Raw genomic sequence first — 20786 nt, forward strand, 5'->3', positions numbered from 1 at the left:
CGCAGTGCGGTCGCTCGGGAGGCGCCAGGCCCGGCCGGGTCAGCCGCGCTCGATCTTCTCGACCGCGATCTCGATCTCCTCGATCAGCGTGCCGGCGTCCTGCGCGTCGAGCTCCAGGCTCTTCCAGCGGCAGGGCCAGCCCTCGAAGAAGTTGTAGCGGTAGACCTCGTCGCCCACGTCGTTGCAGACGATCACCGAGCCGGCCTTGCGTTCGACGCGGCCATCGGCGACCTGCTTGAACCAGTCCCACAGCGCGGTGTCGAGCGTGCTGCCGCGGCGCAGCACGATGTTGCCGTAGCGCGTGCGGCCCGGGCGCTTGCGCGCGGTGCCGTCGTCGCCGTCGTTGAAGTCGACCACGTCGACGCGCACCTCCAGCCCGTCGCAGGCGGCGAACGCCCCCTGCGTCACGCCCTCGATCTCGATCCGAAACCGGCCGTTGAAGCGGTGGTCGAACTGGCGGCTGTTGGGCATCGGCAGGCTCCTCGTGACGCGGACCGGGCCGCACCACTGTAGCCCGCTTTGACGGTCCCGGCCACCGCCGGCACCCCCCACAATCGCTGCACTTCGGCCTTGCAGGAGTTCCGGCGTGCAGACACAGCAGAGCGCGGCTGCGGCGCCGCCGGCCGCCCGTCCACCACGCTGCCCGGCCCGCGGCGCCCCGGGCCGCACGCCGTGCTGAGCGCCGCCTGGCAGCACGCCTGGAGCCTGGCGCTGGCCCTGCTGGACAGCGCGCAGGGCATCGTCGCGCTGGTCTCGGTGGTGCTGGCCGGCGCCCTGGTGCTGGCGGCGACCTTCGTGCGCACGATGATCCCGCTGCGCTGGCTGGCGGTGGGCAGCAACGTCGCGTTCCTGGTCTACGCGGCGCTGGCGCCCTCGCTGCAGTTGCTGGTGCTGCACCTGCTGCTGTTGCCGATCAACCTGTGGCGCGTGGCCGAGATGGTGCGCCTGACGCGCCGCGTGAAGGCCGCGGCCGCGGCCAGCGACGTGTCGGGCCTGTGGCTGCGCCCGTACATGCGCAGCCGCCGCCGCCCGAAGGGCCACGTGCTGTTCCGCCAGGGCGAGGTCGCCGACCACCTGTACCTGCTGGCCTCGGGGCGGGTGGAGCTCGAGGAGATCGGCGTCGCGATCGAGCCAGGCCGAGTCTTCGGCGAGATCGCCTTCTTCTCGCCGGACCACCGCCGCACCTTCACCGCGCGCTGCGTCACGCCCTGCCAGGTGCTGAGCATCGACGAGACCACGGTGCGGCAGCTGTACCACCAGAACCCGCAGTTCGGCTTCGAGCTCGTGGGCCTGGTGGCCGGCCGGCTCAGCGCCGACGTGCAGCGGCTCGAGCGCAAGCTGCGCGACGACGCCGCAGCGGCGGCTGCACCTAGCGCATGAACCCCGGCAGCCACAGCGCCAGCGCCGGCACCTCCAGCACCACGAACAGCGCCAGGCACAGCACGAGCACGAAGCGCCAGACGCCGCGGAAGATCTGCTGCAGCGGCACGTCCTTCAGCAGCGCGTTCAGCACGAACAGGTTCATGCCCACCGGCGGCGAGATCAGCCCGATCTGCACCACCAGCACGATCAGCACGCCGAACCACACCGGGTCGAAGCCCAGGCCGGTGACGATGGGGAAGAACACCGGGATGGTCAGCAGCACCATCGACAGCTCTTCCATGATGGTGCCCAGCAGCACGTAGATCAGCATCATCGCGCCCACCACCATCAGCGGGCTGAAGCCCTGCTGCAGGATCCAGTCCTTCAGGTCGGCGGGCATGCTGGTGAAGTTGACGAAGCTGGAGAACAGCATGGCCGCGATCAGGATCGTGAACAGCATCGCCGTGGTGCGCGCGCTCTCCACCAGCACGTCGAGCAGCACACGCCAGCTCAGCGCGCGCCGCGCCAGTGCGAAGAAGAACGCGCCCGAGGCGCCGATGCCCGCGCCTTCGGTGGCGGTGAAGACACCGCCGTAGATGCCGCCCAGCACCACCACCACCAGCAGCGCCACGCCCCAGATGTCGCGCAGCGCGCGCCAGCGCTGCGGCCACGGCGTGCGCGGGCCGGCGGGGCCGGCGGCGGGGTCGCGGGCGGTGATCCAGGCCACGCCGGCCATCAGCAGGCCGGCGGTCAGCAGCCCCGGCAGCACGCCGGCGGCGAACAGCTTGCCGATGCTGGTCTCGGTGACGATGCCGTAGATGACCATGATGGTCGACGGCGGGATCATGATGCCCAGCGTGCCGCCGGCAGCAATCACGCCGGTGGACAGGTACGGCGCGTAGCCCAGCTGCCGCATCGGCGGGTAGGCCACCTTCGACATCGTGGCCGCGGTGGCGATCGAGCTGCCGCAGATGGCGCCGAAGCCGGCGCAGGCGATCACGGTGGCGTGGGCCAGCCCGCCGCGGCGGTGGCCGATGAAGGCATGCGCGGCACGGAACAGCTCGTGCGCCAGCCCGGCCCGCGCGACGAAGTTGCCCATCAGGATGAACAGCGGCACCACGCTCAACGTGTAGGCGAAACCGGTGTCGTAGACCACCTGCGCGGCGTTGGCCATCGTCGGCGGCCAGCCGCGCAGCAGGCCCAGGCCGACGAAGCCCACCGCGCCCATCGCGAACGCCAGCGGCACGCGCAGCAGCGCCAGCGCGAAGACGGCCGCGAAGCCCAGCAGCGCGGCGGTCAAGCCGTGTCCTCGGCGACGCCGGCGTGGTGGTGTGCCACCGGGCGCGCGAGCAGCAGCAGGTGCACCAGCGCGGTCAGGCCGCACAGCAGCGCCATGCCCCGCACGAAGGGTGCCAGCGCCATCTTCAGCTGCGCCGTGGTCTCGCCGTATTCACCCAGCTGCCCGGCCTTGACCCACAGCAGCCAGGCCAGCCCGGCCAGCGCGCCGGCGCACAGCAGGTCGACGACGGCCTGCTGCAGCCGCCGCAGCCAGCGCGGCAGCAGCGCGTCGAGCGAGTCGAAGACCACGTGCTCGCCGTGCAGCGACACCAGCGGCAGGCCGGCGAAGATCACGGCCACCAGCAGCAGCTCAGTCACTTCCAGCGAGCCCGGCACCGAGGCGTCGAGCAGCTTGCGGCCAGCCACGTCCACCAGCGTCAGCGCCATGATGGCGAACAGCGCGCTGGCGGCCAGCGCGCCGCACAGCGTGGTCAGCAGCCGCTTCACGCCGCCTGCGCCCGGCGCGCGCGCAGTGCAGTCGCGGCGCTCACTGCAGCTTCTTGATCTCGGCGCGGTACTCGCCCAGCACCTTCTTCGCGTCCTTGAGGCCCTTGGCCTCGGCGGCCTTGGCCCAGGCGTCTTCCAGCGGCGCCACCTTGGCGGCCACGGCCTTCACGAAGGCGGGGTCGGCCTTCGTGAACTGCACGCCCGCGGCCTGCATGAAGGCCATGCCGCGGCGGTCGACCTTGTCCCAGCCGCGGCCGAAGGCACGCGCGGCGGATTCGCCCGAGAGTTCGTCGACCGCCTTCTTCACGTCGGCGGGCAGGCTGTCGTACTTGGCCTGGTTCATCATGAACACGAAGCTGGTGTTGTACAGGCCGCCCGGGAAGCTGGTGGCGTGCTTGATGACCTTGTCGATCTTGAACGACTCCACCGACTCCGCCGGGAACAGCGTGCCGTCCATCACGCCGGTGGACAGCAGCTCGTAGCTCTCGGGCGCGGGCTTGAGCGTCACGTTCATGCCCAGCGCCTTGCTGATCTCGTTGACCATGCCGCCGCCCACGCGCCACTTCATGCCGGCGAGGTCCTCGAGCTTGGTCACCGGCCGCTTGGTGTTGAAGACGATGCCGGGGCCGTGCGTGAACACGGCCAGGACCTTCACGCCCTTGTGCTCCTCGGCGAAGGCCGGGTGGCGCGCGTACAGGCGCTGGAAGGCCACCGAGGTGGCTTCGGACGAGTCGCCGGCGAAGGCGAACTCGGCCATCTGCGTGTGCACGAAGCGGCCCGGCGTGTAGCCGTGCACCGTGAACGAGAGGTCGGCCAGGCCGTTGCGCACGGCGTCCAGCGTGCCGGGGGGCGCCGAGACGCCGCGCGGCAGGATGTTGCACTTCGCCTTGCCGGCGGTCTTCTGCTCCAGCTGGGTGCACCACTCCTTCTGCGTTTCCGACAGCGTGTGCGTGGGGCCAAGCCAGGAGGAAGCGGTCAGAACCACCTGCGCCGATGCGGCGCTGCCGACGAGCGCCAGCAAGGTGGGGACGACGACATGGCGCAGCGGGTTCATGGCTGGTCTCCGGAAGAGGGGGCGGTGAGGTGCAAACGATTCTGCCCCATCGATCCGCCCGCGCTCATCCGCACTCACCCCGGGGGGCCGAGCGCCAGTCCGCAGCCCATCGCGACCACCCACAGCGCGCCGTAGGCGGCGCTGAAGACCAGCAGCGCCGGGCCGCCGCCACGCTGCAGGAACACCCAGCCCGCCAGCGGCAGCAGCTGCTGCGCGTGCATGCCGAGGAAGTGCGCCGGCCGCAGGTCGCCCAGCAGGTGCCAGCCGACCACCGGCAGCCCGGCACCCGGCGGCGGCTGCAGGCCGCCGAGCAGGCCGCCCGCGCCGGCGCCCAGCACGAAGGTCGCGACCAGCCCCGCCACCACGGCGCGGCGCAGCAGCAGCGGCACCTCGGGCCGGCCGTGGCGGTGGATCTGCCAGGCCAGCAGCGGCTGCGTCGCCGTCATCAGCAGTGCGGCCGCGCCCATCAGCGTGTACAGCCCGCCGTGCAGCGGGTCGCCGACGTTGTAGTGCGAGGCCTCGCCGAGGGCCGCCTGCAGCGTGATGTAGACGATCTCGAAGCTGCCGGCGACGACGATGGTCCAGGCCACCACCGCGACCGCGCGGCTGCGACGCCGGGCTGCGGGCAGCAGGCCGACGCACCATGCGGTGGTCCACGCGAACAGCGCCAGGGACGCCATGAACTTCAGCGGCTTGACCCACACGTTCACGCCGCGCAGCATGCGTTCGTCCAGGCCCAGCGCGACGAGCGCGGGCAGCATCGCCAGCACCATCACCAGGCCGAACAGCGCCAGGCGGCGCTCGCCCGCGAACAGCGCGCCCAGCCAGCCGCGGCGCAGGGCGGCAGGGGTGACCATCGTCAAGGTGTTCATGCCGCAGCCTCCGGCGCCAGGCGCAGCGACGCAGGCCGGCGCAGCGCGCGCAGCAGCACGAAGCCGAGCAGCCCGGCCGGTCCGAACAGGAAGGTCAGCAGCAGCAGCGGCACGAGTTGCCAGTGCGGCAGGCCCAGCGCCGCGCCGCGCTCGGCGATCCAGGTGCCGACGAAGAGGTCGAACGCGAGGTAGTGGATCCAGCCGGCGGCCAGCGCGCCCGGCACCGCGAACAGCGCCTGCACCTCGGCGATCGAACCGAAGCCGCCTTCGGCCGGCCAGTGCAGCGCCAGCATCGCCACGTAGACCACGGCAAAGGCCAGCGGCAGCACGCGGCCGGTGATGCGGCGCACCCACGGGCTCCAGCGTGCCGGGGCCGGCGATGCCGCGAGCGCGATCCAGGCCAGCAGCGCCACGCCGTTGGCGTAGCGGAACACGAGGTCGGGGGATGCATCCATGGCGACTAGACAGTGTCAAGCGATGGCCGGACTCTAGGCACTACACTAGACACTGTCAAGCGCAACGCGCCCGAACCGTTCCCTCTGCCCGCCCTGCCCCATGGCCAAGCGCCCCCCCGCCCCCGAACCCGCCGACCTGCGCCGGCGCATCCTCGACACCGCCGAGTCCGTGCTCGAAGAAGCCGGCGTGGCTGCGCTGAGCATGCGCGAGGTGGCGCGCCGCGCCGGTGTCACGCACCAGGCGCCCTACCACCACTTCGCCGACCGCGAGACCATCCTGGCCGAGCTCGTGACACACGGCTTCGACGAGCTCACGCGCCGCCTGGCCCGCGCCAACGAGCGCGCGGCGCTGGACGGCCGGCGCACGCTGGTCATCGAGTCGGGCCTGGCCTACGTCGGCTTCGCGCTCGACCACCCCGGCGTGTTCCGCATCATGTTCCGCCCCGACGTGTGCGATCCCACGCGCTTTCCGGAGGCGATGGCCGCCGGCGACCGCGCGCACGGCGAACTGGGCCGGCTGGTGCGGCTGATGCACGACGAGCGCTACACCGAGGCGCTGGCCAGCGGCTACTGGGCGCAGGTGCACGGCCTGGCCTGCCTGTTCGTCGACGGCCCGCTCGGCCAGCACCTGCCGGGCGCGCGCGAGCGGCGGACGCATGCGCGCGAGGTGCTGGGGCTGATGGCCGACGGGGTGCTGGCGGCCCGCTGAGCAGGCCCGCCGGCCCGGCCTTCAGCGCTGGCCGAAGTGCGCGTTCGCGAACAGGTCCTTCAGCTCGCGCGGCTGCGAGCGCCAGTACTGCTTCGGCGCGTTGACGCGCGCGCCCAGCGCGGCCGCGGCATGCCAGGGCCAGCGCGGGTCGTACAGCATCGCGCGCGCCAGCGCCACCGCGTCGGCACGGCCTTCGGCGACGATGGCCTCGGCCTGCGCCGGCTCGGTGATCAGCCCCACCGCGATGGTGGGCAGGCCCGTGGCGGCGCGAATGCGCTCGGCCAGCGGCACCTGGTAGCCCGGGCCGATCGGAATCTGCTGCCGCGGCGACACGCCGCCCGACGAGACGTGGATCGCCGCGCAGCCGCGTTCGCCGAGTGCGCGGCTGAAGACGATGGCGTCGTCCACCGTCCAGCCGCCTTCCACCCAGTCGGTGGCCGACAGCCGCAGCCACACCGGACGCTCGGCCGGGAACGCGGCGCGCACGGCCTCGAACACCTCCAGCGGGAAGCGCATGCGGTTGGCCAGGCTGCCGCCGTAGGCGTCGGTGCGCTGGTTGGCCAGCGGCGACAGGAACTGGTGCAGCAGGTAGCCGTGCGCGCCGTGGATCTCGATGCCGTCGACCCCCAGCCGTGCGCAGCGCACGGCCGCCTGGACGAAGCCCTCGCGCACGCGGGCCAGGCCCGCGTCGTCCAGCGCCAGCGGCGGCTCCTCGCTGGCCCCGTGCGGCAGGGCCGATGGCGCCACCGCCTGCCAGCCGCGCGGCTGCGCCTGCGGCACCTGCAGGCCGCCGTTCCAGGGCTCGGCGCTGGACGCCTTGCGTCCGGCATGGGCCAGCTGCACCGCCAGCTTCGCGTGGCCGTGCTGGCGCAGCGCGGGCAGCAGCCGGGCGAGCGCCGCCTCGTTGGCGTCGCTGTACAGCCCGAGGTCGCCGGCGGTGATGCGGCCGTCCTCGGTGACGGCCGTGGCCTCCAGGATCAGCAGGCCGGCACCCGACATCGCCAGCTGCCCGAGGTGGAAGGCATGCCAGTCGCCGGCATTGCCGTCGTCGCACGAGTACTGGCACATGGGTGCCACGACGATGCGGTTGTCCAGCGGCAGCGTGCCCAGCTGCCAGGGGGAGAAGAGGTGGCTCATGGAGTCCAGTGCAGGAGAAGGAAAGCGATGGGTCGGGGTGATGGAGGCCAGGCAGCTCAGGCGGTGCGCGCCAGCCCGACCCAAGGAGGGGTCGGGCCTTCGCAGAGCATTCGCCGGTGCTCAAGCACCGGCTCGGTCCCTGCTCAGCACCGGCGCCAGCGACACGCCGGTGTGCGAGCCCGCGGCCACCACGGCCTCGGGCGGACCGGCGACGACCACGCGGCCGCCGCCGTTGCCGCCCTCGGGGCCCAGGTCGACCACCCAGTCGGCCTCGGCGATGACGTCCAGGTCGTGTTCGATCACCACCACGCTGTGGCCGCCGTCGACCAGCCGGTGCAGCACGCGGATGAGGCGCTCCACGTCGGCCATGTGCAGGCCCACCGTGGGCTCGTCCAGCACGTACAGCGTGTGCGGCGCCTTGTTGCCGCGGCGCGTGACGTCGTCGCGCACCTTGCTCAGCTCGGTGACGAGCTTGATGCGTTGCGCCTCGCCGCCGCTCAGCGTGGGGCTGGGCTGACCCAGCGTCAGGTAGCCCAGGCCCACGTCCTGCAGCAGCTGCAGCGGATGCGCGATGGCTTGCATGCTGGCGAAGAAGCCGACCGCTTCGTCCACCTCCATCTGCAGCACGTCACCGATGCTCCGGCCGCGCCAGGTGACGGCCAGCGTCTCGGGGTTGAAGCGCGCGCCGTGGCAGGTGTCGCAGGGCACCTTCACGTCGGGCAGGAAGCTCATCGCGATGGTCTTCATGCCCTGCCCTTCGCAGCCCGGGCAGCGGCCCTGGCCGGTGTTGAAGCTGAAGCGCGCCGAGGCATAGCCGCGTGCCTTGGCTTCCAGCGTCTCGGTGAAGAGCCTGCGGATGCTGTCCCAGAAGCCGATGTAGGTGGCCGGGCAGCTGCGCGGGGTCTTGCCGATGGGGGTCTGGTCGACCTCGAGCACGCGGTCGATCGGCTCGTAGCCGCGCAGCGCGGTGCAGCCGGTCCAGGGCAGGCCGCGGCCCGCGGCCAGCGCCTCGCGGCCGGCGGCGCTCTGGCGCTGCTGCACGGCCTGCGCCACGTTGGCCAGCAGCACGTCGCGCGCCAGCGTGCTCTTGCCCGAACCCGAGACGCCGGTCACCACCACCAGCCGCTGCAGCGGCACGTGCAGGTCCACCGCGCGCAGGTTGTGCAGCGTCGCGCCGCTGAGCTGCAGCGCCGGCAGGTCGGGCGTGACGGCGCGGCGCGCCTGCAGCGGGTGGCGCAGCGGCGTCTTCAGCAGCCGGCCGGTGACCGACGTCGCCTCGGCCGACAGGTCGGCCACCGTGCCCTGCGCCACCAGGCGGCCGCCGCGCTTGCCGGCGCTGGGGCCGATGTCGATGATGTGGTCGGCACGGCGGATGGTGTCCTCGTCGTGCTCCACCACGACCAGCGTGTTGCCCTTGTCGCCCAGCTTGGCCAGCGCGCCCAGCAGGATGCCGTTGTCGCGCGGGTGCAGGCCGATGGTGGGCTCGTCGAGCACGTAGCACACGCCCTGCAGGTTGCTGCCCAGCTGCGCCGCGAGGCGGATGCGCTGCGCCTCGCCGCCGCTGAGCGTGGGCGCGGCGCGGTCCAGCGTCAGGTAGCCCAGGCCCACGTCGTCGAGGAATTCGAGCCGGCTGGCGATCTCGCTGACCACGTCGCGCGCGATGTCGGCGTCGCGCCCCTGCAGGCGCAGGCCGGCGATCCAGGCGCGGGTCTCGCGCACCGACAGCCGCGCGATGGCGTCGATGGCCTGGTCCTCGAACGTGACGCCGCGCGCGGCGGGGTTCAGCCGCGCGCCGTGGCAGTCGGGGCAGGCGGTGTCGGTCAGTCCCTCGACCTCGGCCTCCTCGCTCGGGAAGCTCTGCTCGCGGCCCTTGTCGTCGTCGTCGCGCACGCTGTCGTCCAGCGCCTTGCGCTGCTCGCGCGTGAGCGCCAGGCCGGTGCCGACGCAGGTGCCGCACCAGCCGTGCTTGCTGTTGTAGCTGAACATGCGCGGGTCCAGCTCGGGGTAGCTGGTGCCGCATTGCGGGCAGGCGCGCTTGGTGCTGAAGACCTTCACGGCACCGATGCCGGCGCCCGTGCCGCCGTCGGTGTCCATCGCCGCGGCCAGCCCGTCCAGCGGGTGCAGCAGGTGCAGCACGCCCTTGCCCAGCTCGAGCGTCCTGCTCAGCAGCGCGCGCAGTTCCGCTTCGTTGGCGGGGTCGACGACGATGTCGCCGACCGGCAGCTCCAGCGTGTGTTCCTTGAAGCGGTCGATGCGCGGGAAGGGGTTCAGGCTCAGGAACTCGCCGTCCACGCGCAGGTGGGTGTGGCCGCGGGCCTTGGCCCACTTGGCCAGGTCGGTGTAGACGCCCTTGCGGTTGATCACCAGCGGCGCCAGCAGGCCCACGTGCTGGCCGGCATGGTCGCGCAGCAGCTGCGCGGCGATGCTCTCGGCGCTCTGCGCCTTCACCGGCGCGCCGTCCTTCGTGCAGTGCTGCAGGCCGAGCTTCACCCACAGCAGGCGCAAGAAGTGCCAGACCTCGGTGGTGGTGGCCACCGTGCTCTTGCGGCCGCCGCGGCTGAGCCGCTGCTCGATGGCCACCGTCGGCGGGATGCCGTAGACCGCGTCCACCTCGGGCCGGCCCGCCGGCTGCACGATGCTGCGCGCGTAGGCGTTCAGCGATTCGAGGTAGCGCCGCTGGCCCTCGTTGAACAGGATGTCGAAGGCCAGCGTGCTCTTGCCCGAACCCGAGACGCCGGTGACGACGTTGAACTTGCCGCGCGGGATCTCCACGCTCAGGTTCTTCAGGTTGTGTTCCTTCGCGTTGACGATGCGGATGCTGTTGTCGGCCGCCATCGCGGCCTGGCGGCGCGCGCGCACCACGCTTTGAAGAGGTCTGCCCTCTTCGGCACGTGGGGCCGCACCGAGTGCGTGCGCGTACTCGCGCAGTGCCGCGCCGGTGTGCGACGTGGCGTGCGCCATCACGTCGTCGGGCGTGCCGGTGCAGACCAGCTCGCCGCCGGCCTCGCCGCCTTCGGGGCCGAGGTCGACGATCCAGTCGGCGGCGCGGATGACGTCGAGGTTGTGCTCGATCACCAGCAGCGAGTGCCCGGCGTCCATCAGCTTGCGCAGCGCGCGCATGAGCTTGGCGATGTCGTCGAAGTGCAGCCCGGTGGTAGGCTCGTCGAACAGGAACAGCGTGCCCTTCTTCGCCACCGCCTGGCGCGGGTTGGCCGCGGCCTCGGCCAGGAAGCCGGCCAGCTTCAGGCGCTGCGCCTCGCCGCCACTGAGCGTGGGCACGGGCTGGCCCAGGCGCACGTAGTCCAGGCCGACGTCGATGATGGGCTGCAGCCGCGCCACCACCTCGCGGTCGTTCTGGAACCAGTGCGCGGCCTCGGCCACGGTGAGGTCCAGCACGTCGGCAATGCTCAGCTGCATCGGCCCGCGCACCACCTTCACGTCGAGCACCTCGGTGCGGTAGCGGCGGCCGTCGCAGTCGGGGCAGCGCAGGTACACGTCGCTGAGGAACTGCATCTCCACGTGCTCGAAGCCGCTGCCGCCGCAGGTGGGGCAGCGGCCGTCGCCGGCGTTGAAGCTGAAGGTGCCGGCGGTGTAGCTGCGCTCGCGGGCCAGCGGCGCGTCGGCGAAGAGCTTGCGCAGTTCGTCGAAGGCGCCGACGTAGCTGGCGGGGTTGGACCGCGCGGTCTTGCCGATCGGGCTCTGGTCCACGAACACCGCGTCGCTGAGCAGGTCGCTGCCGAGCAGGCGGTCGTGCGCGCCGGGGGTCTCGGTGGGCTTGCCGAAGTGGCGCGCCAGCGCCGGGTACAGCACGTCCTGGATCAGCGTGCTCTTGCCGCTGCCGCTGACGCCGGTGACGACCACCAGGCGCTGCAGCGGAAACGCGACGTCGACGCCCTTCAGGTTGTGGTCGCGTGCGCCTTCGAGCACCAGCTTCGGCGTGTTCTCGGCCACCAGGCGGCGGAAGCCCGCGTGCACCTGCTTGCGGCCGCCGAGGTAGGCGCCGGTCAGCGTGTCGGCGCTGCGCGCCTCGTCGGGCGAGCCGTCGAAGACGATCTGCCCGCCGCCCTCGCCCGGGCCCGGGCCCATGTCGATCAGCCGGTCGGCGGCCAGCATCACGGCCGGGTCGTGCTCGACCACCACCAGCGTGTTGCCGGCGTCGCGCAGCCGGTGCATGGCCTGCACGATGCGGTTCATGTCGCGCGGGTGCAGGCCGATGCTGGGCTCGTCCAGCACGAACATGGTGTTCACGAGGCTGGTGCCCAGGGCGGTGGTGAGGTTGATGCGCTGCACCTCGCCGCCGCTGAGCGTGCGGCTCTGGCGGTCCAGCGTCAGGTAGCCCAGGCCCACGTCGCACAGGTACTTCAGCCGCGTGCGCACTTCGTCCAGCAGCAGCTTCAGCGCCTCGTCGAGCAGCGTGCTGGGCAGCGTCAGGCCGTCGAAGAAGCGGCGCAGGCGCTCGATGCTGAGCTGCATCAGGTCGTGCAGGTGCAGGCCGGGCAGCGCTTCGAGCTGCGCACGGCTCCAGCTGGCGCCGATCGGCAGGAAGCGTTGCGCCGGCGGCAGCACGACGTCGGCCTCGGCCTTCTCGCCCATGCGCCACAGCAGTGCCTCCAGCTTCAGCCGCGCGCCGCCGCACACGGTGCAGGGCGTGTAGCTGCGGTACTTCGACAAGAGCACGCGGATGTGCATCTTGTAGGCCTTGCTCTCGAGGTACTCGAAGAACCGGCGCACGCCGTACCACTGCTTGTTCCAGTTGCCGGTCCAGTGCGGCGAGCCTTCGATGACCCAGTCGCGCTGCGCCGGCGTCAGCATGTTCCAGGCCGTGTCGCGCGGGATGCCGGCCTCGCCCGCGTACTTCACCAGGTCGTCCTGGCAGTCCTTCCAGGCCGGCGTCTGCATCGGCTTGATGGCGCCGTTGCGCAGCGTCTTGCGCTCGTCGGGGATGACGAGGCCGAAATCGACGCCGATCACGCGGCCGAAGCCGCGGCAGGTGTCGCAGGCGCCGTAGGCGCTGTTGAAGCTGAACATCGCCGGCTGCGGGTCGGCATAGCGGCGGTCGCTCTCGGGGCAGTGCAGGCCGGTGCTGTACTTCCACTGCGTGGGGCTGCCGCCCTCGGCGGGCGCATCGCCGACGAAGACGTTGAGCCGGCCGCTGCCGCGCTTGAGCGCCAGCTCGATGGCCTCCATCACGCGCACCCGCTCGGCGCCGCCAAGGCGGAAGCGGTCGGCCACCACGTCGAGGATCTTGCGCGTGCCGTCCACGCGCTCGGCCTGCACGCGCGTGAAGCCGCTGGCCGACAGCCACTGATCCTGCTGCTCGGCCGTGGTGTCGGCGGGCAGTTCCACCGGGAACGTCAGCACGAGGCGCGGGTCACCGGCTTCGGCAGCACGGCGCTGCAGCTCGTCGTAGATGGTCTCGGGCGTGTCGTGCCGCACCGGCAGCGCGGTCTGCGCGTCGAACAGCTGCGCGGCGCGCGCGAACAGCAGCTTCAGGTGGTCGTTCAGCTCGGTCATCGTGCCGACCGTGCTGCGGCTGGTGCGCACCGGGTTGGTCTGGTCGATCGCGATGGCCGGCGGCACGCCGTCCACGCGGTCGACCGCCGGGCGGTCCATGCGGTCGAGGAACTGGCGCGCGTAGGCGCTGAAGGTCTCGACATAGCGCCGCTGCCCTTCCGCGTACAGCGTGTCGAAGACCAGGCTGGACTTGCCGGAGCCGCTGGGCCCGGTGACGACGGTCAGCTCGCCGGTGTGGATGTCCAGGTCCAGGTTCTTCAGGTTGTGCTGGCGGGCACCACGGATGCGGATCAGACCGGTCATGGAAGGGGCTTCGGCAACACGGAACCGGGCATTGTAGGAACGCGGGACGCATCGTGCCGGCGGGCGGCGCAGAACTGCCGGGCCAACCCGGGCCTGATCCGCGGCAGCCCGGCCCGGCTTCGGTGATGTAATCGGGCCCCAGTCAGAACCCACCCAACCCACCCGCAGGCCGACCATGCCCGTCGTCGCCGTCATCAACCGCAAGGGGGGCAGCGGCAAGAGCACGCTCGCCACGCACCTGGCCGCCCACTGCGCGCGCAGCGGCTGGCGCGTGATGCTGGGCGACGTGGACCGCCAGCAGTCGTCGCTGGGCTGGCTGAAGCGCCGCGCCGAGCAGGCCGCGGCGCACGACGCGCCCATCGTCGGCTGGGCCGTGGACACGCGCAGCGTGCTGCGACCGCCCGGCGGCATCACGCACGTGGTGCTCGACACGCCCGGCGGGCTGCGCGGCAGCGAGCTGGCGCGCGCGGTGATGGTGGCCGACGCCGTGCTCGTGCCGCTGTGCGCATCGGCCTTCGACCGCGAATCCGCCGCCGCCTGCCTCGAGGAGCTGCGCACGCTGCCGCGCGTGGCCAGCGGCCGCTGTGCCGTGGCGATGGTGGGCATGCGGCTCGACGCGCGCAGCAAGGCCGCGGCCGAGCTGCAGGCCTGGGCCGCCGAACACGGCCACCCCTACCTGGGCGGCGTGCGCGAGGCGCAGGCCTACGTGCGCTCCGCGCAGCAGGGGCTGACGCTGTTCGACCTGCCCGGTGCCCGGACCGAGGCCGACCTGGCGCAGTGGCAGCCCATCCTCGACTGGCTGCACCAGGCCTGGCGCGAGGCCGCCGTGGCGGAACGCAGCGCGAAGGCGCCGCTGCGGCCGGTGGACCGCATTGCCAGCGTGCCGGCCATGCGCAGCAGCACGCAGTTGCAGCGCGGCGCGGCCCCGGCGGCGCGGCGCCGGGCCTTCGGGCCATTGGACTGGCTGTTCGCACGCTTCCGCTCGAACGCCTGAAGCACCGGGCGCCCCCGGCACCGTTCCTCAGCGCGCGCCGGCCGCCTCGAGCTGCCGCACCATCGCGGCGTAGCCGCGTGCCCGGGCCAGCGCCAGCGGCGTGGCGCCGCTGCGGTCGGTCAGACGCGTGCTGGCACCGGCCTGCAGCAGCGCCGCCAGCGTCGCCTGGTGGCGCGGGCCGCCGTCGCCCAGCACGATGGCCTCGATCAGCGCCGTCCAGTGCAGGTTGTTGACGTGGTCCAGCGGCGCGCCGGCGGCGATCAGCTGGCGCACGACGCCGTCGTGGCCCAGGTGCGCCGCGGCGATCAGCGCCGTGCCGTCGTAGCGGCTCGTCACCAGCCGGGCGCTGGCGCCCAGCTGCAGCAGCACGCGCAGCGTCTCTTCGTCGTCGGCCACGGCGGCGATGGTGACGGCGTCGTAGCGGTCGTCTTCCAGCACGCCGAGCTGCGCGCCGGCGCCGGCGAGCAGGCGGACCGCCTCGCGCTGCCGCGCGAAGGTGGCCACGTGCAGCGGCGTGCGGCCCCGGCCGTCGCGCGCGTCGACCGCGGCCCCGCCGGCCAGCAGCGTGCGCAGCGCGGCCAGGTCGCCGCGGTGCGCGGCGGCATGCAGGCCGGTGTAGCGCGCGGCTTCCTGCGCCGTCGGCGCCACCTGGGCGCGGGCGCCGGCCGCGGCGGCCAGCAGCAGCGACAGCGCGGCGCGGCGCTTCATTGCAGCAGCGCCTGCAGCTTGCCGATGGCGGCCGTGGCGCACTGCTCGTCGAGGTGGCCGCCGGGCGCGCCGCCCACGCCCACCGCGCCGATGACCTCGTTGCCCACCTTCACCGGCACGCCGCCGCCCAGCAGCAGGTAGCCAGGGATGTGCACCAGGTTGGCGGCGGCCGGGTTCTTCTGCGCCGCTTCCATCATCGCCAGCGTCGTGTTCTTCGCCGACGCCGACGTGTAGGCCTTCAGGCGGCTGGCTTCCAGCGTGTGCGGGCCGGCGTTGTCGGCCCGGGCGACGGCGCGCACGCCGCCGGCACGGTCGACCACGGTGGCGGTGACGTTGTGGCCGGCGGCGCTGCACGCGGCCACGGTCTGCGCCGCCAGCTGCGTCGCGAGGTCGAGCGACATGTTGCGTTCGGTGCGCACGGCCTGGGCCTGCGCGGTGGCGCCGGCGAACAAGGTGGCGGTGGCGGCGAGGGCGGCGATCACGCTGCGGCGGGGGGTCTTCATCGGTGTCTTCTCCAGTGGTGGCGGTCCGTGTGCAGACCGTGCCGCCACTGTAGGAACCGGCCGCCGCCGGCGCCATGCGGCCGGCTACGCGCGCGGCTGCGTAGAACTACGGAGCGCCCTGTTCGGCCAGTTCCGCGTACTGGCGGATCAGCGCCGCCAGCGTGGGCGTCTCCAGCTTCGCGAACAGGTTGGCGCGGTGCGTCTCCACCGTGCGCGGGCTCAGTTGCAGCGCACGGCCGATCTCCTTGTTCGTGAGGCCGCCGACGATCAGCGACAGCACCTCGCGTTCGCGCTCGCTCAGCCGCGCATGGCGCTCGCGTGCCTGGCGGTCGGCCTGGTGGCGCTGGCGCGAGCGCACGTGCGTGCGGATGGCCTGCTGCAGCGTTTCCAGCAGCAGTTCGTCGTCGACCGGCTTCTCCAGGAACTCGGCCGCGCCCGACTTGAAGGCGCGGCGGCACAGGTCCACGGTGCCGTGGCCGGTGAGCATCACCACCGGCTGGTCCACGCCTTCGGCCACCAGCCGCTCGAGCACCGCCAGGCCGCCGATGCCGGGCATGCGCACGTCGAGCACGATGGCGCCGATGCCGTCGCGGTCGAAGTGCTGCAGGAAGGCCAGCGGGTCGGCCCAGGTCTGCACGCGCAGCCCGACGGTGCCGATCAGCAGCGCCAGGCTGTCGCGCACCGCGGCGTCGTCGTCGATCAGGTGGATCAGCGGCGAGGTCGGGGCGGTGGGCGCGGCGTGCAGGGTCATGGCGTTGCGGGCTGCAGGTCGAGGCGGAACTCGGCGCCGCGCGGCGCCGCGGCGTGTGCGCTCAGGCTGCCGCCCAGGCCGGCGGCCAGCGACTCGCACAGGCTCAGGCCCAGGCCGAGGCCGCCGTCGCGCGTGCTGAAGAAGGGCTCGAACAGCCGCGGCAGGGCCTCGGGCGCGATGCCGGGGCCGCTGTCGACGACCTGCAGCCGCACCTGGCCGGCGTGCGGCGCCGCGCGCAGCAGCAGCCGGCGTTCGGCCTCGGGCACCTGGGCCAGCGCCTGCAGCGCGTTGCTGAGCAGGTTGTGCACGATCTGCTCCAGCGCCACCGGCTCGGCCAGCACCGCCAGCCCCGGCGGTTCGCACTGCAGCTGCGGCACCACGCCCAGGCGGCGGCACTCGGGCTGCAGCAGGTCGAGCGCGTCGCGCAGCGCCGGCTCCAGCTTCAAGGGCTGCAACTGCGCGCCGACCGCGGGCCGCTCGACGCTGCGCCGCAGCCGGCCCAGCACTTCGCTGGCGCGGCGCGCCTGTTGCACGGCCTGGGCCATCGCGTCGCGCGCGGTGTCCAGCGCCGGCGGGTCGTCGTCCAGCAGCCGGCGTGCCGCCTGCGTGCTGGCCAGCACGGCGGTCAGCGGCTGGTTCAGCTCGTGCGCCATGCCCGCGGCCAGCTCGCCCAGCGCGTTCAGCCGACCCACCTGCCCCAGGCGCAGCAGTTCACGGGCACGCCGGCGCTCGCTGCGCTGGCGCTGCCAGGCGCTGCCCGCGGCCACCAACGCCCCCAGCACCACGGCCACGGTCACGGCCCACGCCAGCATCGGGCCCCAAGGCAGCTGCGCCCAGCCCACGCGCTGCGCCAGGCGCAGCTCGAACGGCTGGCTGTCGCTGGCCAGCGGCTTGGCGAAGTCGAAGCGCCAGCCGCCGCCGTCCTCGGCGACCCCCCGCCCCGGCGCCCACACGCGCTGCTGCGCACCGTGCGCCAGCACGACACGCGCAGCGCCATCGCGCAGCAGCGTCCACTCGCCCGAGGCCTGCGGCACCAGCATGTCCAGGTCCATCTGCAGCGCGAAGCTGGCGGGTTCGGCGGCGCGCACCAGCGTGTAGCGGCCGGCGGCGAGATCGGCCGCCGCCAGCACGGCGCGGCCCGCCTGGCGCGAGGCGGTCTCGGCCCGCGCCAGCACCGCGGCCTCGGCGGCGGCGCCGGGCCAGGCACCGTCGCGGTCGCGCCGCAGCACGCGCTGCACCTGGGGCACCAGCGCGGGCAGGCGCTGCTCGGGCGCGGCCTCGGCGCCGCTGCCGGGCTGCAGCAGGGCCAGCGTCGCCAGGATGGCCTCGTGCTGCACCGCGCGCTGGCTCAGCAGCCGGTGCGCGATGCGCGCCTCGGTCTCGAACGCGGCACGGCGGGCGTCGAGGTCGCGCTGCGCGATCCAGGCCGCGCCGGCCGCGGCCAGCAGCAGGCCGGCCACGGCGGCGGCAAGGGCCTGGGGAGGGGCGCGGAACATGAAAAGATTCTGGCATCCCGGCATTTCCTGCCGCGGGCGTCACGTGCGCGCGACGGCCAGCGCCTATGCTTGAGAGCCCTTTCCCTGTGCACGAGGCTCCCGGATGGTGAAGCGCTGGCGTTCCCTGCTCCTGCTGTTGTCCGCAGCACCCCTGGCCGGCGTGGCGCTGGCGCAGAACCTGCTGATCGGGCAGACCACGGGCGTCAGCGGCCCGGTGGCCGCCGGCGTGAAGGAGAACATCGACGGCGCGAAGCTGTTCTTCGACGCCACCAACGCCGCCGGCGGCATCAACGGCCGCCGCATCGAGGTGGTGACGCTCGACGACCGCTTCGAGCCCAAGCTGGCGGCCGAAAACGCCCGCAAGCTGATCACCGAGCGCAACGTGCTGGCGCTGTTCATGACCCGCGGCACGCCGCACACCGAGGCGATCCGCCCGCTGCTGGAGCAGTTCGAGGTGCCGCTGGTCGCCCCGTCCACCGGCGCGATGGTGCTGCACCGGCCGGTGCACCCGTGGATCTTCAACGTGCGCGCCACCTACCAGCGCGAAGCCGAGAAGGCGGTCACGCACCTGGCCACCGTGGGCGTCGAACGCATCGCGCTCGTGCACGTGGACGACTCCTTCGGCGCCGACGGCGCCGCCGGTGCGATGAAGGGCTTCGACGCCGCCCGGCGCAAGCCGGTGTTCGTCGAGAAGTTCGACCGCGCCAAGCCCGACCTGGCACCGATCGTGAAGCAGGCGCTGGCCGCCGATGCGCAGGCCATCGTCTTCGTCGCCGCCGCCGCCGTGGTGGCCGACGGCACCAAGCAGCTGCGCACCGCCGGCTCGCGGGCGCAGATCGTGACGCTGTCGAACAACGCCTCGGGCGGCTTCATCAAGCAGATGGGCGAGCATGCGGCCGGCACCATCGTGACGCAGGTGTTCCCGCACGAACGCTCGATGTCCAGCGCCTTCGTGCGCCAGGCCAACGACCTCGCCCGTGCCGCGGGCATGGACGGCGTGACGCCGCAGATGCTGGAAGGCTTCGCGGCGGCCAAGGTCCTGGTCGAAGGCCTGCGCCGCGCCGGCAACAACCCCACGCGCGCCGGCCTGCAGCAGGCGCTGAACGGCTTCCGCCGCGTCGACATTGGCGGGCTGGAAGTGAGCTTCAGCCCCACCGACCACAGCGGCCTGGACTTCGCCGACCTGTCGATCATCGGCAGTGACGGGCGCTTCCGGCGCTAGCGTGCGGCCCTAGTCGCCGGCGAAGAAGCGCTCCACCAGCGCGAACTGCTCGGGGGTGTTCAGCGCCGGCGCGTGCCCGCAGCCGGCGATGGTGGCCACCACCGCGCGCGGCCCGCGCTGGCGCATCGCGTCGGCGGTCTCGGGCAGCAGCAGGTCGGAGTGCTCGCCGCGCAGGCACAGCACCGGCAGCGTCAGCTGGTCCCAGGCGTCCCATTGCAGGTAGTCGTCGGGGTGGTGCGTGAACTGCAGCACCATCGCCGGGTCGTAGTGCGGCGTGACGCGGCCGTCGGGCAGGCGGCGCATCGAGGTCTCGGTCAGCAGCCGCCAGTGGGCGTCGCTGAGCCAGCCGTAGGGCGCGTAGACGGTGCGGAAGTACTGCTCCAGTTCGCCCATCGTCGCGAACGCCGGCGGCTGGCCGGCGTAGCTGCGGATGCGCGCGACGGCGGACTCGGCCAGCTGCGGGCCGATGTCGTTGAGCACCAGGCGGCGGATGCGGCCGCCGAGCGCGCCGGCCGCGGCCTTCAGGCCGATGGCGCCGCCCATCGAGGTGCCCAGCCAGTGGCAGCGCTGCACGCCGAAGTGCTGCAGCAGGTCCACCGCCAGGCGCTCGTAGAAGGCCAGGCAGTACTCGGTGGCGGGCGCCGGGCTCCACTGGCTGAGGCCGCGGCCGAGCGTGTCCGGGCACAGCACGCGGTAGCGGTCGGACAGGTGCGCGGCGATGTGGTCCATGTCGCGCCCGGTGCGCGCCAGGCCGTGCCAGGCCACCACCACCTCGGCGTGGCCGGCGCCCCATTCGGTGACGTGCAGCTCGCGCCCGGCGCACACCACGTAGTGCGAGCGCGGCGTGCTCACCGGGCGGCTCCCCGCAGCGCGCGCAGGCGCCCCACGACGCCGGTGGGGAAGTGGTAGACCGACAGCACGAACAGCACGCCCAGCCACAGCAGCCAGCGGTCGGGCGTGAGCACGGCGCTCAGCACCGGCACGCCCTCGACCGCGGCGGCTGCGAGCTTCAGCCCGTCCTGCAGGTAGTTCTGCGCCACGACGAACAGCACGGCGCCGATCACCGCGCCGTACATCGTGCCCATGCCGCCGATGACGACGATCAGCAGGATGTCCAGCATGATCTCGAAGCTGAGCGTGGTGTCGGGCCCGGTGTAGCGCAGCCACAGCGCCAGCAGCGCGCCGGCGATGGTGGCGAACAGCGCCGACAGCACGTTCGACAGCGTGCGGTAGACCACCGTGCGGTAGCCGATGGCCTCGGCGCGGAAGTCGTTCTCGCGGATGGCCTGCAGCACACGCCCGAACGGCGAGTTCACGATGCGCAGCAGCAGCAGGAACAGGCCCAGCACCACCGCGTACATCAGCCAGTAGGTGAGCGCCCGGCCGTCGATCAGCAGTCCCAGCACCTCGGTCTCGAAGGGCTCGAAGCTCGGACTCAGCCACGCGGGGTTCTTGAAGCTCAGGCCGTCTTCGCCGCCGGTGAAGTCGCTCAGCTGCGAGGCCAGCGTCATGAAGGCCGAGGCCACGGCCAGCGTGATCATCGCGAAGAAAATGGCCTTCACGCGCAGACTGAACAGGCCGATCAGCAGCGACAGCAGCACCGAGGCCAGCACCGCCACGCCCAGGCCCAGCAGCACCGCGCCCCAGCCGGGCCCGAGCCTGTCGCTGGCGATCGCCACGCCGTAGGCGCCGATGCCGAAGAACATGGTGTGCGCGAAGCTGACGATGCCGGTGTAGCCCAGCAGCAGGTCGTAGCTGGCCACCAGCAGGATGAAGACCAGGATCTTCGCCACCACCGACATCGACTTCGCACCCGGGAACAGGAACGGCGCCAGCGCCAGCACCACCAGGATGGCCAGCAGTGCCAGGCCGAGCCAGCGGCTGCGGGGGAGATCGTGGGAAAGGATGCGGTTGAGCATGG

General features: G+C 72.8%; 18 protein-coding genes. 4 read left to right on the forward strand and 14 right to left on the reverse strand.

Annotation, left to right across the window (positions count from 1 at the left end; translation table 11 throughout):
* Window positions 1-39: 39 nt before the first annotated feature.
* A complete protein-coding gene (locus tag ACPOLB_RS12735) occupies window positions 40-471 on the reverse strand; it encodes a phage tail protein (RefSeq protein WP_425261736.1) in 432 nt (143 codons plus the stop codon).
* A gap of 201 nt (window positions 472-672) precedes the next feature.
* Between ACPOLB_RS12735 and ACPOLB_RS12740 the strand changes: the two genes are divergently transcribed.
* Entirely contained in the window at window positions 673-1380 is a 708-nt protein-coding gene (locus ACPOLB_RS12740; protein WP_425261737.1) for a Crp/Fnr family transcriptional regulator, read from the forward strand.
* On the opposite strand, the gene ACPOLB_RS12745 is transcribed toward ACPOLB_RS12740, so the two are convergent.
* The 5 genes from ACPOLB_RS12745 to ACPOLB_RS12765 all read right to left on the reverse strand — a co-directional run bounded on the left by ACPOLB_RS12745 (window position 1370) and on the right by ACPOLB_RS12765 (window position 5528).
* Window positions 1370-2662 carry a TRAP transporter large permease gene (locus ACPOLB_RS12745; protein ID WP_425261738.1) on the reverse strand — a complete coding sequence of 431 codons (1293 nt, stop codon included), beginning with the start codon at window positions 2660-2662 and terminating at the stop codon, window positions 1370-1372. The two genes, ACPOLB_RS12740 and ACPOLB_RS12745, sit on opposite strands and share 11 nt — an antisense overlap.
* Window positions 2659-3147, reverse strand: a complete 489-nt coding sequence (locus ACPOLB_RS12750; RefSeq protein WP_425261739.1) for a TRAP transporter small permease — start codon at window positions 3145-3147, stop codon at window positions 2659-2661. Before ACPOLB_RS12750 ends, ACPOLB_RS12745 begins: the two co-directional genes overlap by 4 nt.
* 40 nt (window positions 3148-3187) lie before the next feature.
* A complete protein-coding gene (locus tag ACPOLB_RS12755; RefSeq protein WP_425261740.1) occupies window positions 3188-4201 on the reverse strand; it encodes a TRAP transporter substrate-binding protein in 1014 nt (337 codons plus the stop codon).
* Window positions 4202-4275: 74 nt separating this feature from the next.
* Window positions 4276-5073, reverse strand: coding sequence for a hypothetical protein (locus ACPOLB_RS12760; protein ID WP_425261741.1), 798 nt, complete (start codon window positions 5071-5073; stop codon window positions 4276-4278).
* Window positions 5070-5528 carry an abscisic acid-deficient protein Aba4 family protein gene (locus ACPOLB_RS12765; RefSeq protein WP_425261742.1) on the reverse strand — a complete coding sequence of 153 codons (459 nt, stop codon included), beginning with the start codon at window positions 5526-5528 and terminating at the stop codon, window positions 5070-5072. The genes ACPOLB_RS12760 and ACPOLB_RS12765 overlap by 4 nt, the downstream gene beginning before the upstream one ends.
* A gap of 100 nt (window positions 5529-5628) precedes the next feature.
* Here ACPOLB_RS12765 and ACPOLB_RS12770 point away from each other — a divergent pair, with 100 nt between their 5' ends.
* Window positions 5629-6237, forward strand: a complete 609-nt coding sequence (locus ACPOLB_RS12770; RefSeq protein WP_425261743.1) for a TetR/AcrR family transcriptional regulator — start codon at window positions 5629-5631, stop codon at window positions 6235-6237.
* A 21-nt stretch (window positions 6238-6258) separates the two neighbouring features.
* Here the strand turns inward: ACPOLB_RS12770 and ACPOLB_RS12775 are convergent, their stop codons facing one another.
* Together ACPOLB_RS12775 and uvrA are read right to left on the reverse strand one after the other, a co-directional pair.
* Window positions 6259-7374, reverse strand: coding sequence for an NADH:flavin oxidoreductase/NADH oxidase (locus ACPOLB_RS12775; RefSeq protein ID WP_425261744.1), 1116 nt, complete (start codon window positions 7372-7374; stop codon window positions 6259-6261).
* 120 nt (window positions 7375-7494) lie between these two features.
* Entirely contained in the window at window positions 7495-13191 is a 5697-nt protein-coding gene (uvrA, locus tag ACPOLB_RS12780) for an excinuclease ABC subunit UvrA (RefSeq protein ID WP_425261745.1), read from the reverse strand.
* 175 nt (window positions 13192-13366) lie between these two features.
* Here uvrA and ACPOLB_RS12785 point away from each other — a divergent pair, with 175 nt between their 5' ends.
* Window positions 13367-14185 carry a ParA family protein gene (locus tag ACPOLB_RS12785; protein ID WP_425261746.1) on the forward strand — a complete coding sequence of 273 codons (819 nt, stop codon included), beginning with the start codon at window positions 13367-13369 and terminating at the stop codon, window positions 14183-14185.
* Window positions 14186-14212: 27 nt separating this feature from the next.
* On the opposite strand, the gene ACPOLB_RS12790 is transcribed toward ACPOLB_RS12785, so the two are convergent.
* The 4 genes from ACPOLB_RS12790 to ACPOLB_RS12805 all read right to left on the reverse strand — a co-directional run bounded on the left by ACPOLB_RS12790 (window position 14213) and on the right by ACPOLB_RS12805 (window position 17643).
* A complete protein-coding gene (locus ACPOLB_RS12790; protein WP_425261747.1) occupies window positions 14213-14893 on the reverse strand; it encodes an ankyrin repeat domain-containing protein in 681 nt (226 codons plus the stop codon).
* Entirely contained in the window at window positions 14890-15396 is a 507-nt protein-coding gene (locus ACPOLB_RS12795; protein WP_425261748.1) for a GlcG/HbpS family heme-binding protein, read from the reverse strand. Before ACPOLB_RS12795 ends, ACPOLB_RS12790 begins: the two co-directional genes overlap by 4 nt.
* Before the next feature lie 106 nt (window positions 15397-15502).
* Window positions 15503-16147 carry a response regulator transcription factor gene (locus ACPOLB_RS12800; protein ID WP_425261749.1) on the reverse strand — a complete coding sequence of 215 codons (645 nt, stop codon included), beginning with the start codon at window positions 16145-16147 and terminating at the stop codon, window positions 15503-15505.
* A complete protein-coding gene (locus ACPOLB_RS12805; protein ID WP_425261750.1) occupies window positions 16144-17643 on the reverse strand; it encodes a sensor histidine kinase in 1500 nt (499 codons plus the stop codon). Before ACPOLB_RS12805 ends, ACPOLB_RS12800 begins: the two co-directional genes overlap by 4 nt.
* 103 nt (window positions 17644-17746) lie before the next feature.
* Here ACPOLB_RS12805 and ACPOLB_RS12810 point away from each other — a divergent pair, with 103 nt between their 5' ends.
* A complete protein-coding gene (locus ACPOLB_RS12810; RefSeq protein WP_425261751.1) occupies window positions 17747-18865 on the forward strand; it encodes an ABC transporter substrate-binding protein in 1119 nt (372 codons plus the stop codon).
* 9 nt (window positions 18866-18874) lie between these two features.
* Here the strand turns inward: ACPOLB_RS12810 and ACPOLB_RS12815 are convergent, their stop codons facing one another.
* Window positions 18875-19717: an alpha/beta fold hydrolase gene (locus tag ACPOLB_RS12815; protein WP_425261752.1), complete on the reverse strand. Its 843-nt coding sequence runs from the start codon at window positions 19715-19717 to the stop codon at window positions 18875-18877.
* Window positions 19714-20784, reverse strand: coding sequence for a branched-chain amino acid ABC transporter permease (locus tag ACPOLB_RS12820; protein ID WP_425261753.1), 1071 nt, complete (start codon window positions 20782-20784; stop codon window positions 19714-19716). The genes ACPOLB_RS12815 and ACPOLB_RS12820 overlap by 4 nt, the downstream gene beginning before the upstream one ends.
* Window positions 20785-20786: the final 2 nt, after the last annotated feature.

The sequence above is a fragment of the Rubrivivax soli genome (assembly GCF_049810355.1).
In the GTDB taxonomy this organism is placed as follows: domain Bacteria; phylum Pseudomonadota; class Gammaproteobacteria; order Burkholderiales; family Burkholderiaceae_C; genus Rubrivivax.